Raw genomic sequence first — 15,427 nt, 5'->3', positions numbered from 1 at the left:
TTCCTCCTCCCTTCTGAGGATGAGGGTGATCGCTCATGCGCGCCAGAGAGGTCTTCCCGCAAGGACCGGGAAGATATCCCGGATTAGAGGGAAAGATGGACGCTGGCTCTCATCCCGGCCTGACAAGGCGACAGGTCGAACGTGCCGCCGAGAGCACTGACCCTTTCGCGAATGCCCAGAAGGCCGAGACCCTCAGCGTCAGGCGCGTCCTTGCGCACTCCTCCATCATCAGACACTGTCAGTTCGATCTTTTCACCGGCCTTCAGCGAGACCCTTACGGTCGATGGCGCTCCATGCCGGATCGCGTTGGTCAGGCATTCCTGCGTGATGCGATAGAAGCTGAGGGCGAGATCGTCGGTGATGGTGTCCGGATCGCCGGTCAGTTCCAGCACAAAGCGGACATTCGGCAGCCGTCCCCGCCAACCGGCCACAAGGCGCTCAAGGGCCGCATCCAGCCCAAGTTCATCCAGATCCGGGGGACGCAAGCGCGACAGTTCCCCGCGCAGGCTTTGCATCATCTGGCCCGAGATTTCCGCGATCCGGGACCCATCCTGGGCCGTCGTCTCCCCTGATTGCGCCACCGCCGTCGCAAGAGCCCGCGTCGCGGTCAAACATTGCCCGAATTCGTCATGAAGCTCCCGTGCCAAGGCTCGCCGCTCGCTCTCCTGCACGGTGAACAGCCGTCTGGTCAGTTCGCTTCTGGCATCCAGTGCTTCCTGCAAGGCCCCGGCGGTTTCGTTGAGCGCCAGGCTCAGCCGGTCGAATTCGGCTACTCGCTGACGCGGTTGCCGCCTCGTGAAGTCACCGCCTTGCAAGCGCTCGATGCCACTGAGAATGGTTTGAAACGGCGAGAGCAGCCGCGCGACCAGAAGACCAGTCAGGAGTGCTCCGCCAAGGGCCATCCCGAGGGCCATGCGCATCAGATCCGTGGTGCGCTCCCAGGCCCCGGCCAGAATGACGCCCCTGTCCGCAAAGGCAGTAACCTGGGCATTGCTGGCGTAGCGCGTGCGCACGGGCAGGGTTATGGGAGCGGGCACAAGACCGATCCTGTCTGCGATAAACGCAAACCACTCGGGTGGTTCCGTGTCGGTCGCCACATAGGAGCCGCACCGGCGGTGATCGGGACGCTCATCCGCACCGAACTCGACGCAGATGCCCGGGGCAATCAGGGTCCATCTCGGAAAATCCTGCCAGTCGCGGAAGGCAGGTACGGGGGCAACACCGCCAAAGGCCAGCCCCATGAAGTCCGGACGGGCCGCGATTGCCTCTGCCACGCGCTCGGCGGTGATCCGCGCATCTTCGCGGGCAGCATCGGCGGTCACCCAGAAAACCCATGCAGCGCCCAGGAAGACCGAGACCAGCCCGGCTGCGAGCACCCTGAGAACCAGCTGAGGCAGAAGCCCTCGCATCAGCCGGCTTGTGTCAGGCCTGCCCGTTGCGCCTTCAGCACCAGGTCGGCATCGCAGGAGGCCTCGAGCTTGGCCCGAACCAGAGACAGGTTGTTCTGAATGGTTTTTGCCGAAAGCCCCAGATTTCTGGCGATGGCTCTGCCGCTCATGCCTCGGGCCAGAAGCTGCAGGATCTCCAGTTCCCTGCGGGTCAAGGCATCGACATCACCGGTTCCAAGCGATGTCTGGGCGAGTTCCTGTGCCATGTCCGAGGAAAGGGCCCGCCGTCCGGACATGACCCGGGATATGACGCTGACCAGTTCTTCCGGAGGACTGCTCTTGGAAACGAACCCGCGGGCACCGGCCGCCATGGCCTTTTGCGCGAAGATGGCACCCTGATGCATCGAAACGACGATCACACGCGCATGCGGATCGCGGGACACTATGGCCTCGACCGCCGCCAGACCGCCTGCTCCGGGCATGGACAGATCCATCAGGACGATGTCGGGAGAATGGGCGAGAAAGGCTTCGAGCGCCGCCTCGCCGTCACAAGCCTCGGCGATCACGCAGAGCCCTGGCTGCCGCTCGAGCAGACGAAGATAGCCCTCGCGCACAATGGGATGGTCATCGGCCAGCAGAATACGGATCGGTTCCATGTGCATATTCTACCGTGCGTCCAATCACCCGCTCAATGCATCCTTTCGGCGCGGGAGGTAGTTGGGTTTCCTCGTTTCCTTCTGCTCAGAAAGGCCATCTCCATCATGGTTCACATCATGTCGAAGTGTGGGGTGACTGCGTAAGATCGCGAAGGTGTGTGGCCGATTGAATTATTCCAAAAAGTTATGCTTTCTCTCATTCAAAGAAATTTTACATATGTCTTTTTAGGCGGCAATCTCGCATGACATGCTTGAGGGAGGACAAAGCTTGTGAACGGTCTGTGCCCTGTCCGGTTTATTCTACCGGTCAAAACGTCGGCGGCATCCTGCTGGCTGAGGCGGTGTTGAAGCGAAATCTTTGCAAAAGCTTGGACAATCGCTTTTGACTGTCATTGCATATGGGCCGTTTTCCCTGAGCATATCTGTTTCAAAGCCCCCGGATCCGAGTGTCTGTCTGGGGGAGGGCTACAGATTGCGTTGTCTTGAGGAGAGGCCGCGCAATTCATGAAAGTTTCAATGGGAGGAAGACTATGAAGCTCAGATCTATCTTTGCAGGTGCCCTGTTGGCTTTGACCGCGATCAGTGGTCCGGCGTTGGCGGAATATCCGGAACGCACGATTGAGAGCATCCTGCCAGCCGGAGCAGGTCCCGCACTCTCGGTCAGCCAGATCATTGCCGAAGCGATGAGCAAGGAGCTTGGCGTTCCGCTGACTGTGCTGGCAACGCCCGGAGCTGGTGGCATCAAGGCATTTCAGACGGGTTTGAACAAACCCGCAGATGGCTACACCATCATCGATGGGTACGTTGCACCACTGGTGCTGCAGCCTATCCTCAAGAAGGCAGATTGGAACTTCGAGGACTTCATTCCTCTTCATGCAGCTGCGTCGAATGCCTTTGCCATTGGCTGGCGGACAGACGAGACCCGTTGGTCCAGCTTTGAAGAGATGATGGCGTGGGGCAGGGAAAATCCCGGCAAGCTGCGGTATTCCTCCGGCCAGCGCAACAATCTGCCTCATCTCGTCATGGCAAGGGTTTTGCAATCCTATCAGGTCGTCGCGCAGAACGTGCCCTACAAGTCTCCGCCTGCGGCCAACAACGACGTGAAGAGCGGCATTCTTGATTTCGCCTTCGTCAATGTCGGCAATTACAAGCAGGATCCTGAGGCGCTCAAGATCGGGCTTGTCCTGTCGGAACAGCCAGCTGCCAAGGCAGCCTTTGGAGGCGCCCCTTCAATCGCGGAAATCGACGCGGATCTTGGGATCAGCGGGCTTGCTCCAATGGGGTGGGACTGGTGGCTCGTGAAGAAAGACACCCCTGCCGATCGTGTGGAGACATTGCGCGCGGCCATGGGCAAGGCGATGAATGATCCCGATGTGCGGGCAAAGATCGAGCGGATGGGCTTTGTGCCGCTGGATTGGGATCATACCAATTACGTTGAAATCGTCTCGGGTGTCCGTGATCAGCTTTCGACCATGGCTGATGCCATCAAGTGGGAAGAAGATGCCTTGAAGGCTGTGAAATGATTGGTTCGCTTAAAGTCGGACGACGCTTTGCCGAATGGTGTGCCGCAGCGCTCATGCTTGTCCTGGTGGCTCTGGTCTTCCAGCAGATCCGAGACGTGCTCGCGCCAGCCGGAATGGCGGAAGGGGGGCCGTATGACAATGCGGCCGCCTATCCCCGCGGGGTGGCGATGGTTCTGCTTGGTCTGGTGGCCTTGCAGATCGTCGTTCAACTCGTGTCACGCGGGTCTCTGAATGAGCGTGGCTTCAGGCTGGACCGGTTCACCCGCCCTGCCGTGATCATCCTGATCTTCGGTCTCTATCTGGGACTACTGGGGACCCTCGGCTACCACGTCGCTTCTGCGCCCATGCTGTTTGCGATCATGGCTGCCTGCGGGTCGCGGCAATGGGGGCAGATGATCGCGTTCAGCCTCGGAATTTCCTTTGGCCTTGCCTGGTTCTTTGAAAGCCAGCTCGACGTCGTCCTACCCGGCGGCATCTTCAATCTGAATATTCCTTGGTGACCTGATGTTCGACATGCTTTTGAACGGGCTGGGGCTTGTGGCGAGCCTTTCCACGGTGATACTGGTCGGCGCAGGCCTGGTCATCGGGCTGCTCGTTGGGGCCCTGCCGGGGCTCGGGCCGCTGATGGGCATCATCCTGCTGCTTCCCTACGCGATCACCTTTCCCCCTGTGCAGGCCATGGGCTTCCTGATCGCAATCTATGTCGGCGGTTCGTGCGGCGGGGCAATTTCCGCCATCCTGCTCAGGATCCCCGGTACGCCGCTCGCCGCCGCAACGCTGTTCGACGGTTACCCGATGGCGCAAAAGGGACGGGCTGCAGATGCGATCGGAATTGCCATCTCCGCGTCGGCAATTGGTGGCGCGTTTGGTGGTCTGATCCTGATCCTGTTCTCGCCCTCGCTGGCCGCTTTTGCGGCAGGGTTCGGGCCGCCCGAATATGCGCTGCTTGCGATCACCGGGCTGACCGCAATTGCTGCCGTATCGGACCAGTCCATGCTCAAGGGACTGATTGCCGGAGCCGCAGGCCTGTTGCTCGCCACGATCGGCACTGACGAGTTCACGGCGGCGGAACGCTTTACCTTTGGCCTCTTCGAATTGTCCAATGGCTTCAATATCGTGGCCATTGTGGTGGGGCTTTTCGCGATCTCCGAAATGAGCAGCTTGCTGACTGGTGATGACCTGCTGAAGCGCCCGGAACTGTCCGTTGCCCGGCCCGGGTTCCGCAGTGCTTTTCTGGTCCTGAAACGCTGGCCCAACTTGCTGCGCTCTTCAACGATTGGCGCATGCGTTGGTGCTCTGCCGGGAGCCGGTGGCGTGATCTCGTCCTTCACCGCCTATGCTGTCGCCAAGACATTCGCCAAGCCGGAGGAGCGCTACGGTGAAGGTGCAGAGGGAGGAATTGTCGCTTCGGAAAGCGCGAACAATGCTACGGCTGGCGGCGCCTTGGTGCCGACCCTTGCTCTCGGAATTCCCGGCGATGCGGCCACTGCCGTCCTGATCGGCGCACTTTTGATCCTGGGCGTCTTTCCGGGACCCACTCTGTTTGCCCAGCATTCGGACATCGTCGGCGGGATCTTCCTCGTTTATATGCTTGCGAATGTGGCGCTGTTCGTCGTCGGCATCCTCATGACACCGCTGTTCGTCTATGTCTTGCGGCTGCGCAAGGTTATTCTGATCCCGACCGTGCTCCTGTTGTGCGCCATCGGCACCTTTGCGGTGGGCAGTTCGATCTTTGATCTTTGGGTGATGTTCGCCTTTGGCTTCGTCGGGCTGATCCTGCGGGCTGGGGGCTACCCGCTCGCGCCAATGGTCATTGGAGTCATCCTTGGGCCGCTGCTTGAGAACAACGTCAGGCGGAGCCTTCTTCTGTCGAATGACGGGCTGCAGATCTTCATCGAACGCCCCGTGTCCGCAACACTGCTCTTCATCAACGTGGCGCTTCTGATCTGTGTTGCCGTGTTCGCCCTGCGCCGTCTGACGGCGGGACGAAAGCCGGACATCCTCCAGGGCAGCGCATGACCATAGGAAGAGCGCGCGGCCGGTGAGTTCCTTGCCCCGGGCTCTCTATGTCTGAATGGGCGTTGCGCCGGTGATCCGGCGCAATTCTTCGATCATGGCCTGAACTGCGGGGATCCCTTGTGAGCTTTCCCGCAAGTAGATGCCGGCGGCCGAGCGTCCGAGCGGAGGCGAGACCGGGACGACAGACACATCCGAGTGGTTGACGACCGGCTGGATTTGCAGCGGCACCTGCATTGCAAGGTTGGAATGCCGGATGAGATGCAGTCCCGCCGTGAAGGAGGTCGTCTGGGCGGCAAACCTCGGAATACCGAGCTGATGCTGTGCGAAATAGCGCGTCAGCAGCTCTCGGCTGCCTGGAACCTGACTGTAGCTCACCCAGTCCATGTCCATCAGATCGGAAGGCGAAAGCACTTCCTTTGCAGCGCATGGCATGTCTTTGGCCAGGGCAACCGCTTGCTCGACTTCGAGCAGCGGAATGACATGCAGCAGATATTCCGAAGCCAGCGGTTCGATCGTGCCAAGAACGAGATCCAGTTCGCCTGCCACGAGCAAGGGCAGGGTCTCGGCGTTGTTGCGGGCCAGAAGGTCGAGACGCAGCATTGGAAAACTCGTGCGGACCGCCGAAAAGGCCTGGGCAACATAGCGCAAATGGAAAAGCGGACCAGCGCCTATTCGCAGGGTCTCCATTCCGGCATTCTCGAGAATTCCGATCTCTTCGCTCGCCTGTCGGTACTCCTGCTCGATGCGGCTCGCATGGCGCAGGTAAATTCTCCCCGCCGCCGTAAGCTCCATCCCGCGCGGCTTCCTGTCGAACAGGCTGACATTCAGGCGCTCTTCAAGGGTCACGAGCCGCTTGGTGAGTGCGGGCTGGGTGAGGTTGAGCTGCTGCGCCGCCAGGGTGAGATTGCCGAGCCTGGCTACTGTGAGGAAGGCCGCGAGTTGCCGGTCCATAATTCATTCCAAAAAGTTATCTAAGATCAGATTTAAAGCAATTTTACATATACCTGATGCGGTGACAAGGTCCCCTCCACAGACATGAAGGAGGACGATGTTTGCGCAAGAATTCAGCCATTTCCGATCTGTTTCGACAGTCGCTGCCGGGAGGTCTGACCGATGTCAGAGGGGCCGCTTTTGCCGGGGCGGATGAGCTCAGCACAGGCGTGACCGCACCTTGCAGGCATCGCTTCGGGATGGGGTCTTCTTGCTCCGCAAGAGCCGTTCGCAGCCAGCCCCATAGGCTGTCCAGTCTCCTGTCAATGACCGCCTGATCCGGGGTGCAAACATGAAAACTGTATTTGTTCTGTTCGACAGCCTGAACCGGCACATGCTTGGATGTTACGGCGGCACCCGGGTTCCGACGCCGAATTTCGATCGCCTGGCAGCGCGTGCCCAGGTCTTTGAGAAGCACTATGTCGGCTCGCTGCCCTGTATGCCTGCCCGGCGGGACATGCTGACCGGGCATCTCAGTTTCCTTCACCGGTCGTGGGGACCGCTTGAGCCCTTTGACAACGCCTTTCCCGAGTTGCTCAAGGCCGAGGGCGTTCACAGCCATCTGGTGACGGACCACTATCACTATTGGGAGGACGGCGGGGCGACCTATCACAATCGCTACAGCACGTTCGAGTTCATTCGCGGACAGGAAAGCGATACCTGGAAGGCCCTTGTGCAACCGCCGTGGGAGCGTCTGCGCGAGAAGTACCACGCCAGTCAGCTGGAATTCATCGACAACGTTCCAAAGCACAAGGCAAATATCATCAATCGCGAATATATCCGTGAGGAGAAGGACTTCCCCTCGGTCCAGTGTTTTCAGGCGGGGTTTGAATTTCTCGAGGCGAACCGGGAAGCTGACAATTGGCTGCTGCAGATTGAGACCTTTGACCCTCATGAGCCCTTCCATGCTCCGGACCGCTTCAAGGAACCGTTTGATACGGGCTGGAAAGAGGGAATTCTGGACTGGCCGCGTTATGGCCGGGTGGAAGAGCTTCCTGAAGAAGCCGAGGAGCTTCGTGCCAACTACTACGCGGTTGTGTCCCTCTGCGATGACCTTCTGGGCCGCTTGCTGGACGAATTCGATGCCCATGACATGTGGAAGGACACAGCGCTTGTGGTCACGACCGATCATGGCTTCTTGCTGGGCGAGCATGATTTCTGGGCCAAGAACCGCATGAACATGTACGAGGAAATCGCGCATATTCCGCTGATCGTGCATGATCCGCGCGATCCGGGCGGAAGGCGGATTGACCGGTTGAGCCAATCCACGGATCTGGCCCCGACGTTCCTTGATTTCTGGGGCATCGAGGCTCCCGCCGAAATGCAGGGGCAATCCTTGCTTCGGGAAAAGGAACGTGAGGCGGTCATCTTCGGCTATTTCGGCGGCGCAATTAATGTGACGGACGGCTGTCACAGCTATCACCGCTTTCCCGCCGATCTCGCTGCCCAGGAGATCAATCAGTACACCTTGATGCCGACTCATATCACGTCGCGTTTTTCCACGCAGGAACTCGAACACGCGACGCTGGCGCCACCTTTCGACTGGACCAAGAATGTCCCGCTTCTGAAGGTGCCGGTCACCGAACGGTCGCCCATGTATTACAACTATGGGCCCGGATGTCTGATTGAGAATGAGACCCGTCTTTATGATCTCGTGGCAGACCCGGGACAGGAGCGGCCGGTATCCGATCCCGTCCAGGAGCAGGTGATGGTGGCAAAGATGCTCCATCAGATGCGTGCCAATGACGCCCCGCGTGAGGCCTATGACCGGCTGGATCTGCTGGTTGAGGCCGAAGAGGCCTGCTAGCTCGCACGGCAGAGAAAAGGACTGACCTTCAAGGTCGCATAGCGAAATCGCAGGGAGCTTCTGCGAGCCCGGATGTCAGGGAAGATGTCAGGGGACTGGTGGCGTTGGACCAGATACGGCGCCAATTTTCCCTGACATCACCATGCCTTTGCCCATTGCCCCGAAAATCTGAAGATGAGCATGACTATGTGGTCTCGCACGCCTCATTGGTGGCAAACGATTGATACGGACTCACTGCGCAGCGATTTTTTCGCAGCGATCACGGGGGCTGCAATCGTTCTTCCGCAAGCGATTGCCTTTGCCTCCATTGCAGGCCTTCCGCCGGCATATGGTCTCTACTCGGCGATGATCACGCCTGTGGTCGCTGCCTTGTGCGGCTCGTCCAGTATCGTGGTTTCAGGTCCGACGACGGCGGTTTCCGCACTCATATTCGCAGCACTTGCTCCGCGCTACGCGGTTGGCTCGACTGAATGGATCGGTGCGGCACTGGTCTTGACGCTGCTGGTGGGTGCGATCCAGCTGGCGATCGGACTGGCGCGCTTGGGACGGTTCCTTACCTTTGTCTCGTCTCCGGTCATCAACGGGTTCAGTGCCGGTGCCGCAATCCTGATTGCCATGAGCCAGCTTGGTGACGTCCTCGGGGTTGCACTGCCGCATCTTGGGGCGCCTGAAGCGTTCTTGTCTGAACTGATTGCCTCCCTTCCCGGAGCTTCGGCAGCTGCGATCATCGTCGCAGGCGTGACCTTCTCTGTCGCTCTGGCCTTGCGTTTTTGCGCGCCTGGCTTGCCGGGCTATCTGGTGGCGCTTGGCGTCGGTGGCCTGGTGAACTGGGGATTTGAGCTTGGAACACATACAGTTGGCTCAATTCCCTCGATCTTCCCGACACCGGCAGTGCCCAGTATTTCTCTGGCTAACGTGATGTCGCTTGCCCAGCCGGCTCTTGCCATCGCCATCGTCGGACTGATGCAATCGGTGACCGTTGCACGGCTTTATGCCCATCGCCGGGACGAGACCCTGGATGGCAATCGCGAAATCATCGGACAGGGCTTGTCCAACCTGATCGGACCGTTCTTCTCGGCCTATGCCGGTTCGGGTTCGCTGACACGGACCGCAGTCAATCACGAGGCCGGTGCCCGCACACGCCTTGCCGCCGTCTTTGCGTCAGGCGCGCTGATCGCGATCCTGTTTCTTGTCGCGCCGCTCTTCAGCGCCTTGCCCATTCCGGCAATGGCGGCCGTGATCATCCTGGTGGCATGGCGTCAGATAGGCTTTACGGAGTTCTTCCGTCTGGTGCGGCAATCGCAGCGCGATGCCCTCACGTTTCTGATCACCTTTGTCGCGGCTCTTGTTGTCGGCCTGGAGTTCTCGGTCTTTGCGGGAGTGTTGCTCAGTCTCGCCCTGTTCTTGAACGAGTCCATCAATGCGGAGCTTGAACTGACGGTGCCGGATCAGAACCGGCCCAATCATTCCTTTCACAATGTTCGCCATGGCGGTCCGGAATGTCCGCAATTGCTATTCGGCCGGCTCAACGGGCCGCTCTATTTCGGGGTCGTCGAGAAACTGCGCCAGACCCTCCGCTGGATTGAGCGCGAAAGGCCCGACCAGAAGAACCTTGTGCTCAAGCTGACCGGGATCGGACAGCTTGACCTCGCGGGCGCTGAGCTTTTGATTGAGGAAGGTCGCCGGAGACGCGCGCGGGGTGGGCGGTTGTATCTGACGTCGCGCTACGTGCCGCTTCTGGATAAGATGACGCAATATGGTGTGGTTGATGCCCTGGGAGACGAGAATATTTTCAGCCACCGCCATGACGCAATCGCGGCTATCGTTCCCGAAGAACTTAATTCCGACACCTGCGCCAAGTGTAGAGCGCGGATCTTCAGCGAGTGCCCGTCGCAGTCCGTGTCCAATAAAATCAATAGTCTAGAGAGGATCCCAGAGTGAGCCAGATTTCCAAAGAACATGTTTCCCGTGCAGTCATGCCAAACGAGGGGAGGACAGGCGGTTCGATGCCCGCAACCTCGCTTGGTGTGGCGCTGATTGGAACGGGGTTCATGGGCAAGTGCCACGCGATGGCCTGGCGCAACGTGGCGACGGTGTTTGGTGGCGCTCATCCCCGGCTTGAGGTGCTGTGCGATACGCCCCTCGACAAGGCAGAAGCCTTTGCGGCGCAGTTCGGCTTTGCGCGCGCCAGTGCGGATTGGCAAGCGGTCGTGCGGGATCCGAGCGTTGATGTCGTGTCGATCACGGCTCCCAATGGGTTGCACCGTCCTATGGCTGAGGCCGCGCTTGCCGCCGGAAAGCATGTCTGGCTGGAAAAGCCGATGGCGCTGACCCTGGAGGATGCTAAGGCGATGGCCGCTCTGGCCAGCGAGCATCCCGAACAGGTCACGATCCTGGGCTATAATTATCTGCGCTCGCCAGCGTTCCAGGCAGCCCGCGACATGATCGCGAAGGGTGAAATTGGAACCCCTCGCGCATTCCGGGGTGTTTACGATGAGGATTATTGTGCGGATCCGGATCTTCCGTGGACGTGGCGCATGACCCACGAGGGGGGGGGACTGGGCGCCCTGGGAGATCTGGGCTGCCATCTCGTCAGTCACATGACCGCCCTGATGGGACCTGTGACCGAGCTGAGCGCGATCACACACATTGCCATTCCCGAGCGTGCATCTGCTGAAGGTCCAAAGGCCGTTGAGAATGAAGACAGCGCGATGGCGCTCTTGAAGTTCGCAAGTGGTGCGCAGGGGTCCTTTGCGACCTCGCGGGTGGCGCGCGGGCGCAAATGCCGCCTGCAGTGGGAAGTTCACGGATCGGAAGGGACCATCGTCTTCGATCAGGAAAACATGAACGAGCTTTGGGTGCACCGGAACGGTGAAGCTGGCTTTACGCGCCATCTGACTGGCCCCGCTCAGCCGGACTTTACCCAGTTCTGTCCTGCGCCCGGCCATAATTTCGGCTTCAATGAGCAGAAGATCATCGAGGCACGCGACCTGCTGGTGGCCATCGCAGGCGGGGCAAATGCAGGCCCTGATTTCGCAGCGGGTCTGGAAATCGAACGGATCATCCACGCCATGGCGGCTTCGGGTGGGGCTGTCGTGAAACTGTGAACTGAGATGCTGCCGCAGCGGGTGTGATGATAGCCATCTCGCCCATCATGCATTCGCAGCGGCCATTCAAATCCAAAGGTGGTGAGCAGAAGTGTCTGCCGTTGGATCTGCGGCTCCTCATCTCAGAGGCGGTGGAAACCGCCTCTGGAAGGCCTCAAGCGGCCCTGACCTGTGACATCCATTCTCCGAAACTCGTCACCATGCCGTCGTGAGAGGAGCGACCCTCGAGCCAGGCAGAACGTGCCTCTCCCGGGTTAAAGCCATAGCGCTTGTGGAACAGGCGGTAGAAGGACGACAGGCTGGTAAAGCCATGGTCGAATGCGATCGAGCTGATCATCTTCCTGGTATCGCCACGGGTCAGAGCGGCGTAGCAGGCAGCGAGGCGCCGGTTCTTGATGTAATTGGCAACGCCATCGTGTCTTTCAAAGAGATAATAGAGCTGGCGCCGTGAAACGCCGAGGTGCGTGCACAGCATATCGGGACCAAGATCTGGAGAGTGAAGATTCTCGCCGATGAACCGCCGGGCCATGTCGAACTGAACCGCTGTAATGGGCTGGCGCGCAGCTTCGAACATCTCCCCCGTCTGGTGCACCATTGCTTTCAGCAAGGCCGTGAAAGCGTCGTTGACCGAATGAATGTCGGCGGTGGTGAGCGTCTTCGCATGAGACCCGAGGGAAATGACGAACTCGCGCAATATGAGGGACATGGGTCCATCGATCGGCCGGCGTGAGGCTCTCTCGAGTTGATCAGAGATTTGCCAGTGCTCATCGCGCGGGAAATAGAGATTGATGAGGGCGACATCTTCGGACCGTCCGACAAGGGGCGCGGCCAGGCTGTTGAGCAGAACAGAACCGGCGGCACCGGCGTTGTCGGTATCGTCCGTTGCAAGCTTGAGACGACCGCCGGTCAAAGCCATGATGGTCCAATGGTCGAAGCCGGATTTATTGACATGGTTCCTGTTGCGGCAAAACAAGCTCGAACCGAATTCGAACCGCGTCAATTGAAGGGGCCCAAGATCGACTATTTCCAGGCTGCCACGAAAGCCCGCCTCTGGCTTGTCTATCGGCTGAGTTTCAACAATGTCGCTTGTGATGTGGCGCCAAAGATCGAATTGCTCGGCAGGGGCGACATGATCTGTCGAGAGCTTGATACTGTGGACCCGCTGCTCACGCGCTGCGCCTTCGCCGCTTCTATGCACGAGACCTCAACTCCTGGAATTCATGCTTGATGGAAGGAGCTGGCGGAAAAGACCGCTGCGCCAGCAGGAGCCCCTCATTTCGGCTTTCGCTTCTGCTGGTTTTGTCCATTGTTGCAAAGAGTGTTTGCGCTTGGAAAAACCTGCCAGATCACAACTTAGGCCGCTCGGATGCGGTTTTCCAAATACCCTAGTTTTCTCAATGGTATACTGGCTGAAATTCTAAGAGGAGATCCACATCGCGTCAAGCATGAACACCGCAAGTCTACCCTCTTTTACATCTCTGGGTAGGCTTCTTGAAGAGATGCAGCATCAAATGGTATTTTGAGGCTTTGGGCAGGGTTCATGGATTTGAGTTAAGTTGCTCCCGATGAGGTTGGCGCGTGCCATATGGAGGATGCCAAAGCGTATAAGAACAGTACTGTCGGGATGCGATTGTGCCAGGCAAGCCGCGACTGCGGCTTGCCTGAATTCGAGAGTGCCTGTGCGGATTTGATTACCAGGAATTGTAGCCCAGGTATTTGCCGGACATTTCGATCTTGACGCGATCACCCTTTGGATGTGCCACGCGTGTCACGTTCATGTCGAAGTCGATCGCCGACATGATCCCGTCGCCGAATTCCTCATGGATGAGCGCCTTGATGGTCGGGCCGTAGACACCGACGATTTCGTAAAGCCGGTAGACGCAAGGATCGGTCGGGACAGTCTGCTGCCACACCTTGGTGGGGCTTTCCGCTAGGACATCAATGACTTCCTGCGGAAGCCCGAGCACCTGCACCAGCGCCTTGGCCTTGTCCTCAGGCATCGCGTTCATGCCAACGCAGGCAGAATGGGTCCAGACGGCCGACATGCTGATTTTGTCGGCGATTTCTTCCCAGGTCATTCCGGACTTCTTTTTCGCAGCCAGAATAACCAGCGCAACGTCATCCTTGCTCAGGACCTGGGGAATTTCTATCGTCATGATCTCTTTCCTTTTCACTATTCGTTGACTGCGCGCAGGGACGTCGCTTGCGCCGGGTCTTCACTCTCAGTGGCGGTTTCCTCCATCCGGTCGAGACGAATTGTTTGTGGCCTGTTGCTTCCCTGGCCCGTGCGCTGGCCGGAGAGCACCTTCGAACGGGTGCCCAGGAAGTGCAGCAGGTGGTTGCGGATGAGGTAGTAATTCGGATGTTCGATGATCTCTTCGCGCTTGCGCGGACGGGGAATCGTGATCTCGACGGACTCGGCCACGCGGGCATATGGCCCGTTGGTCATCAGCAAGATGCGGTCGGCGAGCAGGATTGCCTCATCCACGTCATGAGTGATCATGAAGACCGTTTGTTCGGTGCCACCCCATATCTTCAGAAGCTCGTCCTGAATGGTCCCGCGCGTCAGCGCATCCAGCGCTCCGAACGGTTCGTCGAGCAACAGCAATTTCGGATGATTGGCAAACGCACGGGCAATCGAAACACGCTGCCGCATGCCGCCCGACAGTTGCGCTGGCTTGCGGTGGATCGCGTCTCCCTGCAACCCGACCATGGCGAGATACTGGGTGGAATGTTCGACGACCTTTGCCTTGCTCCATCTGGGATAGCGTGCGGCGACTGCGAAGGTGACGTTCTTCAAGGCCGAGAGCCACGGCATCAGGGAATAGTTCTGGAACACCACTCCCCGATCAAGGCTCGGGCCCGATACCTCCTTGCCGTCCATCAGCACGACGCCGGACGTGGGCTCCGCCAACCCGGCAAGGATATTCATGATCGTCGACTTGCCGCAGCCGGAATGGCCCAGAATGCAGACGAATTCGCCTTTTTCGATGCCGAAGCTGGCGTCTTCAAAGACCGTCAGGTCTTCGCCTTTCCCGGACGCAAAGCGTTGGGTGAGGTTCTCAATGGAAAGGAAAGAATGAGCCAAGTGTCACCTCCTATTCGGCGTAGGCAACGGCGCGCTGCACTGCGCCGAATGCAGCATCCAGCGCCATGCCGACAACGCCGATGACGAGGATCGAAAAGATCACGGAGGTCAGATCGAGATTGTTCCACTCGTTCCAGACGTAGTAGCCAATTCCAGTTCCCCCTACGAGCATCTCCGCCGCCACAATGACCAGCCAGGCAATGCCGATCGAGATCCGCATGCCGGTCACAATCGTTGGTGCGGCCGCCGGCAGGATGACGGTCAGCGCCGTCTTGACTGGCCCGAGTTCGTGAGTTCGGGCAACATTGATCCAGTCCTTGCGAACTCCGGCGACCCCGAAGGCCGTGTTGATCAGCATCGGCCAGATGGAGCAGATGAAGATGACGAAGATCGCCGAGGCGTTCGAATCCTGAATGATGAACAGGGCCAGGGGCATCCAGGCCAGGGGTGAGATTGGCCGCAGAACCTGTATGAAAGGGTTCAGGGCCTTGTAGGCGACCGGGCTCATGCCGATCAGGAAGCCCACAGGTATGGCGATGAGTGCCGCAAGAAAATAGCCGGTCAGTACCCGGTAGAGGGAATAGGCGACCTGGATCCCGATGCCCTTGTCGTTTGGCCCGGCATCATAGAACGGATCGGATAACTGCTCCCAGGCTTTGACGAGGACCTGGCTTGGCGGTGGAACACCTGCCTTGGGTGCTCCGGCACCTGTCAGTTTTTCATATTCCGTCAGCTCGGATGCGGCCTTCTGCGCCGGGATCGCGGCCTCCCAGAGGAAGAGGCCGCCCACCAGCAAAAGGAAGGACAAAACAAGCGCGCGCTGGTTCGTCGAAAGCTGCTGCATTGTGC

Annotated in this window: 14 protein-coding genes; 7 read left to right on the top strand and 7 right to left on the bottom strand. The window is 59.1% G+C overall.

The genetic code is table 11. The features are described 5' to 3' along the window. Positions 1-83: 83 nt before the first annotated feature. Positions 84-1,409, bottom strand: a complete 1,326-nt coding sequence (locus BUA94_RS19190; RefSeq protein WP_073014982.1) for a histidine kinase — start codon at positions 1,407-1,409, stop codon at positions 84-86. Beyond that, complete coding sequence (locus BUA94_RS19185) at positions 1,409-2,044, bottom strand: response regulator (protein WP_073015213.1); 636 nt, start codon at positions 2,042-2,044, stop codon at positions 1,409-1,411. Before BUA94_RS19185 ends, BUA94_RS19190 begins: the two co-directional genes overlap by 1 nt. Before the next feature lie 530 nt (positions 2,045-2,574). Here BUA94_RS19185 and BUA94_RS19180 point away from each other — a divergent pair. The 3 genes from BUA94_RS19180 to BUA94_RS19170 are packed head-to-tail and all read left to right on the top strand — an operon-like array spanning position 2,575 to position 5,586. Continuing rightward, positions 2,575-3,567 (top strand): Bug family tripartite tricarboxylate transporter substrate binding protein, encoded by a 993-nt coding sequence (locus BUA94_RS19180; protein ID WP_073014981.1) that lies wholly within the window; start codon positions 2,575-2,577, stop codon positions 3,565-3,567. Further along, a complete protein-coding gene (locus tag BUA94_RS19175) occupies positions 3,564-4,067 on the top strand; it encodes a tripartite tricarboxylate transporter TctB family protein (RefSeq protein ID WP_073014980.1) in 504 nt (167 codons plus the stop codon). Before BUA94_RS19180 ends, BUA94_RS19175 begins: the two co-directional genes overlap by 4 nt. A 4-nt stretch (positions 4,068-4,071) precedes the next feature. Beyond that, complete coding sequence (locus tag BUA94_RS19170) at positions 4,072-5,586, top strand: tripartite tricarboxylate transporter permease (RefSeq protein WP_073014979.1); 1,515 nt, start codon at positions 4,072-4,074, stop codon at positions 5,584-5,586. Positions 5,587-5,631: 45 nt separating this feature from the next. On the opposite strand, the gene BUA94_RS19165 is transcribed toward BUA94_RS19170, so the two are convergent. Then, positions 5,632-6,537 (bottom strand): LysR family transcriptional regulator, encoded by a 906-nt coding sequence (locus BUA94_RS19165; protein ID WP_073014978.1) that lies wholly within the window; start codon positions 6,535-6,537, stop codon positions 5,632-5,634. Between the two features lie 331 nt (positions 6,538-6,868). Between BUA94_RS19165 and BUA94_RS19160 the strand changes: the two genes are divergently transcribed. The 3 genes from BUA94_RS19160 (at position 6,869) to BUA94_RS19150 (ending at position 11,490) form a co-directional block, all read left to right on the top strand. Continuing rightward, a complete protein-coding gene (locus tag BUA94_RS19160; RefSeq protein WP_073014977.1) occupies positions 6,869-8,383 on the top strand; it encodes a sulfatase in 1,515 nt (504 codons plus the stop codon). A gap of 180 nt (positions 8,384-8,563) precedes the next feature. Then, on the top strand, positions 8,564-10,324 hold the full coding sequence (locus tag BUA94_RS19155; protein ID WP_175558086.1) for a SulP family inorganic anion transporter: 1,761 nt from the start codon (positions 8,564-8,566) through the stop codon (positions 10,322-10,324). Positions 10,325-10,389: 65 nt separating this feature from the next. Beyond that, the gene (locus BUA94_RS19150; RefSeq protein WP_073014975.1) at positions 10,390-11,490 is read left to right on the top strand and encodes a Gfo/Idh/MocA family protein; all 1,101 of its coding nucleotides are present in this window, start codon (positions 10,390-10,392) and stop codon (positions 11,488-11,490) included. A 154-nt stretch (positions 11,491-11,644) separates the two neighbouring features. Here the strand turns inward: BUA94_RS19150 and BUA94_RS23960 are convergent, their stop codons facing one another. Continuing rightward, complete coding sequence (locus BUA94_RS23960) at positions 11,645-12,196, bottom strand: helix-turn-helix domain-containing protein (protein WP_328586308.1); 552 nt, start codon at positions 12,194-12,196, stop codon at positions 11,645-11,647. A 54-nt stretch (positions 12,197-12,250) separates the two neighbouring features. On the opposite strand from BUA94_RS23960, the gene BUA94_RS23955 reads away from it, so the two are divergent. Further along, positions 12,251-12,718: a hypothetical protein gene (locus BUA94_RS23955; RefSeq protein WP_328586307.1), complete on the top strand. Its 468-nt coding sequence runs from the start codon at positions 12,251-12,253 to the stop codon at positions 12,716-12,718. A gap of 463 nt (positions 12,719-13,181) precedes the next feature. On the opposite strand, the gene cynS is transcribed toward BUA94_RS23955, so the two are convergent. Genes cynS through ntrB form a run of 3 tightly spaced genes read right to left on the bottom strand, consistent with a single transcriptional unit; the run spans position 13,182 to position 15,422 of the window. Next, on the bottom strand, positions 13,182-13,646 hold the full coding sequence (gene cynS / locus BUA94_RS19140; protein ID WP_073014973.1) for a cyanase: 465 nt from the start codon (positions 13,644-13,646) through the stop codon (positions 13,182-13,184). Positions 13,647-13,663: 17 nt separating this feature from the next. Then, positions 13,664-14,578 carry an ABC transporter ATP-binding protein gene (locus BUA94_RS19135; protein WP_073014972.1) on the bottom strand — a complete coding sequence of 305 codons (915 nt, stop codon included), beginning with the start codon at positions 14,576-14,578 and terminating at the stop codon, positions 13,664-13,666. Positions 14,579-14,588: 10 nt separating this feature from the next. Further along, positions 14,589-15,422, bottom strand: a complete 834-nt coding sequence (ntrB, locus tag BUA94_RS19130; protein ID WP_073014971.1) for a nitrate ABC transporter permease — start codon at positions 15,420-15,422, stop codon at positions 14,589-14,591. Positions 15,423-15,427 lie beyond the last annotated feature (5 nt).

The sequence above is a fragment of the Roseibium suaedae genome, assembly GCF_900142725.1.
Classification (GTDB): Bacteria; Pseudomonadota; Alphaproteobacteria; order Rhizobiales; family Stappiaceae; genus Roseibium; species Roseibium suaedae.
This window is presented reverse-complemented; position numbering and strand designations above follow the sequence as displayed.

Bases quoted from the DNA above. Each gene is read 5' to 3' on its own strand.
- BUA94_RS19190 (WP_073014982.1), bottom strand. From the start codon at position 1,409: ATGCGAGGGCTTCTGCCTCAGCTGGTTCTCAGGGTGCTCGCAGCCGGG.
- BUA94_RS19185 (WP_073015213.1), bottom strand. From the start codon at position 2,044: ATGGAACCGATCCGTATTCTGCTGGCCGATGACCATCCCATTGTGCGC.
- BUA94_RS19180 (WP_073014981.1), top strand. From the start codon at position 2,575: ATGAAGCTCAGATCTATCTTTGCAGGTGCCCTGTTGGCTTTGACCGCG.
- BUA94_RS19175 (WP_073014980.1), top strand. From the start codon at position 3,564: ATGATTGGTTCGCTTAAAGTCGGACGACGCTTTGCCGAATGGTGTGCC.
- BUA94_RS19170 (WP_073014979.1), top strand. From the start codon at position 4,072: ATGTTCGACATGCTTTTGAACGGGCTGGGGCTTGTGGCGAGCCTTTCC.
- BUA94_RS19165 (WP_073014978.1), bottom strand. From the start codon at position 6,537: ATGGACCGGCAACTCGCGGCCTTCCTCACAGTAGCCAGGCTCGGCAAT.
- BUA94_RS19160 (WP_073014977.1), top strand. From the start codon at position 6,869: ATGAAAACTGTATTTGTTCTGTTCGACAGCCTGAACCGGCACATGCTT.
- BUA94_RS19155 (WP_175558086.1), top strand. From the start codon at position 8,564: ATGACTATGTGGTCTCGCACGCCTCATTGGTGGCAAACGATTGATACG.
- BUA94_RS19150 (WP_073014975.1), top strand. From the start codon at position 10,390: ATGCCCGCAACCTCGCTTGGTGTGGCGCTGATTGGAACGGGGTTCATG.
- BUA94_RS23960 (WP_328586308.1), bottom strand. From the start codon at position 12,196: ATGTCCCTCATATTGCGCGAGTTCGTCATTTCCCTCGGGTCTCATGCG.
- cynS (WP_073014973.1), bottom strand. From the start codon at position 13,646: ATGACGATAGAAATTCCCCAGGTCCTGAGCAAGGATGACGTTGCGCTG.
- ntrB (WP_073014971.1), bottom strand. From the start codon at position 15,422: ATGCAGCAGCTTTCGACGAACCAGCGCGCGCTTGTTTTGTCCTTCCTT.